Below are 3,442 nucleotides of genomic sequence, written 5' to 3' on the forward strand. Positions count from 1 at the left end.
TTTTTGGGGGCACACGGGGGCGGAGCCCCTGTGCGATGTGCTATTTCAGAAGTACATAGTGGATGCGAAACAATCTTTTGAGTTAAAGAAATGTTGTTGTAAGTCCTCGGCCGATTAGTACCAGTCACCTACACCTGTTACCAGGCTTCCAGTTCTGGCCTATCAACCCCATGGTCTGTAGGGGGCCTTAACCACTCAAGGTGGTGAGAAACCTCATCTTGGAACAGGCTTCCCGCTTAGATGCTTTCAGCGGTTATCCCTTCCGAACGTAGCCAACCAGCAATGCTCCTGGCGGAACAACTGGCACACCAGAGGTTCGTCCGTCCCGGTCCTCTCGTACTAGGGACAGGTTTCCTCAAGTTTCTAACGCGCGCGGCGGATAGAGACCGAACTGTCTCACGACGTTCTAAACCCAGCTCGCGTGCCGCTTTAATGGGCGAACAGCCCAACCCTTGGGACCTACTCCAGCCCCAGGATGCGACGAGCCGACATCGAGGTGCCAAACCATCCCGTCGATATGGACTCTTGGGGAAGATCAGCCTGTTATCCCCGGGGTACCTTTTATCCGTTGAGCGACACCACTTCCACACGTTGGTGCCGGATCACTAGTCCCGACTTTCGTCCCTGCTCGACATGTACGTCTCACAGTCAAGCTCCCTTGTGCACTTACACTCACCACCTGATTGCCAACCAGGCTGAGGGAACCTTTGGGCGCCTCCGTTACATTTTGGGAGGCAACCGCCCCAGTTAAACTACCCACCAGGCACTGTCCCTGAACCCGATCAGGGTCCGAGGTTAGAAGTCCAATACGATCAGAGTGGTATTTCAACAACGACTCCACAACCACTGGCGTGGCCGCTTCACAGTCTCCCACCTATCCTACACAAACCGAACCGAACACCAATACCAAGCTATAGTGAAGGTCCCGGGGTCTTTTCGTCCTGCCGCGCGTAACGAGCATCTTTACTCGTACTGCAATTTCGCCGAGTCTGTGGTTGAGACAGCAGAGAAGTCGTTACGCCATTCGTGCAGGTCGGAACTTACCCGACAAGGAATTTCGCTACCTTAGGATGGTTATAGTTACCACCGCCGTTTACTGGGGCTTAAATTCTCAGCTTCACCACCGAAGTGATTAACCGGTCCTCTTAACCTTCCAGCACCGGGCAGGCGTCAGTCCGTATACATCGTCTTACGACTTCGCACGGACCTGTGTTTTTAGTAAACAGTCGCTTCTCTCTGGTCTCTGCGACCCACACCAGCTCAGTACGCAAGGTACGTCACCAGGATGGGTCCCCCTTCTCCCGAAGTTACGGGGGCATTTTGCCGAGTTCCTTAACCACAGTTCTCTCGATCGCCTTAGTATTCTCTACCTGACCACCTGTGTCGGTTTGGGGTACGGGCCGTGTACCAACTCACTAGAGGCTTTTCTCGGCAGCATAGGATCATGGAATTCACCACAACGGTTACGCATCACCTCTCAGACACATGAAACACGGATTTACCAATGCCTCGTCCTACAGGCTTACACCAGGACAACCACTGCCTGGCCCCACTACCTTCCTGCGTCACCCCATCGCTTGCCTACTACCACAGAAGGTCCCGTGCATCAGCCAACTCGAGACCCGAAGGTCTTCTCGTGACATCTGGACGGTTAGTACCTGTGATTCAGCATGGGCGCGGATACACGGGTACGGGAATATCAACCCGTTGTCCATCGACTACGCCTGTCGGCCTCGCCTTAGGTCCCGACTCACCCTGGGCGGATTAACCTGGCCCAGGAACCCTTGGTCATTCGGCGGCAGAGTTTCTCACTCTGCTTTCGCTACTCATGCCTGCATTCTCACTCCCACACCCTCCACACCTAACTCACGTCGGCGCTTCCACGGATGCAGGACGCTCCCCTACCCACCCCACCCACTACACGCCGCCCCGTAAGGCGACGCGGATGTTGATGGTGGAGTGCCGCGGCTTCGGCGGTGTACTTGAGCCCCGCTACATTGTCGGCGCAGGATCACTTGACCAGTGAGCTATTACGCACTCTTTCAAGGGTGGCTGCTTCTAAGCCAACCTCCTGGTTGTCTTCGCGACCCCACATCCTTTTCCACTTAGTACACGCTTAGGGGCCTTAGCCGGCGATCTGGGCTGTTTCCCTCTCGACTACGAACCTTATCGCCCGCAGTCTCACTGCAGTGCTCTCACTTACCGGCATTCGGAGTTTGGCTGACGTCAGTAACCTAGTAGGGCCCATCGGCCATCCAGTAGCTCTACCTCCGGCAAGAAACACACCACGCTGCACCTAAATGCATTTCGGGGAGAACCAGCTATCACGAAGTTTGATTGGCCTTTCACCCCTACCCACAACTCATCCCCTCCATTTTCAACTGAAGTGGGTTCGGGCCTCCACGCGGTCTTACCCGCGCTTCACCCTGGCCATGGGTAGATCACTTCGCTTCGGGTCTAGACCCGGCGACTCACACGCCCTATTCAGACTCGCTTTCGCTACGGCTACCCCACACGGGTTAACCTCGCCACCGAGCACTAACTCGCAGGCTCATTCTTCAAAAGGCACGCCATCACCCACCACAGACTGAACTGTGCACAGGCTTTGACGGATTGTCAGCGTCCGGTTTCAGGTACTATTTCACTCCCCTCCCGGGGTACTTTTCACCTTTCCCTCACGGTACTAGTCCGCTATCGGTCACCAGGAAGTATTCAGGCTTACCGGGTGGTCCCGGCAGATTCACAGCAGATTCCACGAGCCCGCTGCTACTTGGGAAAATCCTTCACGCAAGACCATGTGCTTTCAGCTACCGGACTCTCACCGACTACGGCAGACCATTCCAGGCCACTTCACCTAACACACGATTTTCTCACTCACGCCCCGACAAGTAGATCGGAGAAGAAGAACCCCACAACCCCACACACACAACCCCTACCCGGTCTCACATGCGCATGGTTTAGCCATCCTCCGCTTTCGCTCGCCACTACTCACGGAATCACAATTGTTTTCTCTTCCTATGGGTACTGAGATGTTTCACTTCCCCACGTTCCCCCCACACAGCCTATACATTCAGCTGGTGGTAACACGACATCACTCGTGCTGGGTTTCCCCATTCGGACACCCTCGGATCACAGCTCGTTTGACAACTCCCCGAGGACTATCGCGGCCTACCACGTCCTTCATCGGCTCCTGGTACCAAGGCATCCACCGAACGCCCTAAACACTTACAACAACACTCACACCCACACAGAACCACCACACCCCACAAGGGCCGGCACTTCTGCACCAATGTGACCATCATCAAAGAGACAAAAATCTTCAAAAACAAAAACTCGAACAAAACACGCACAACCTGAAACAAATCAGAATCATGTATGCATTGCAAAAATAAAGATGCTCGCATCCACTATGCACTTCTCAAACAACACACACCCACAACCG

General features: G+C 54.6%; 1 rRNA gene. It reads right to left on the reverse strand.

Annotated elements, in window-relative coordinates:
• Nucleotides 1-93: 93 nt before the first annotated feature.
• Nucleotides 94-3,232: ribosomal RNA gene (locus ACWDPV_RS24105) — 23S ribosomal RNA — on the reverse strand.
• Nucleotides 3,233-3,442 lie beyond the last annotated feature (210 nt).

The organism is Gordonia sp. NPDC003504, assembly GCF_053587995.1.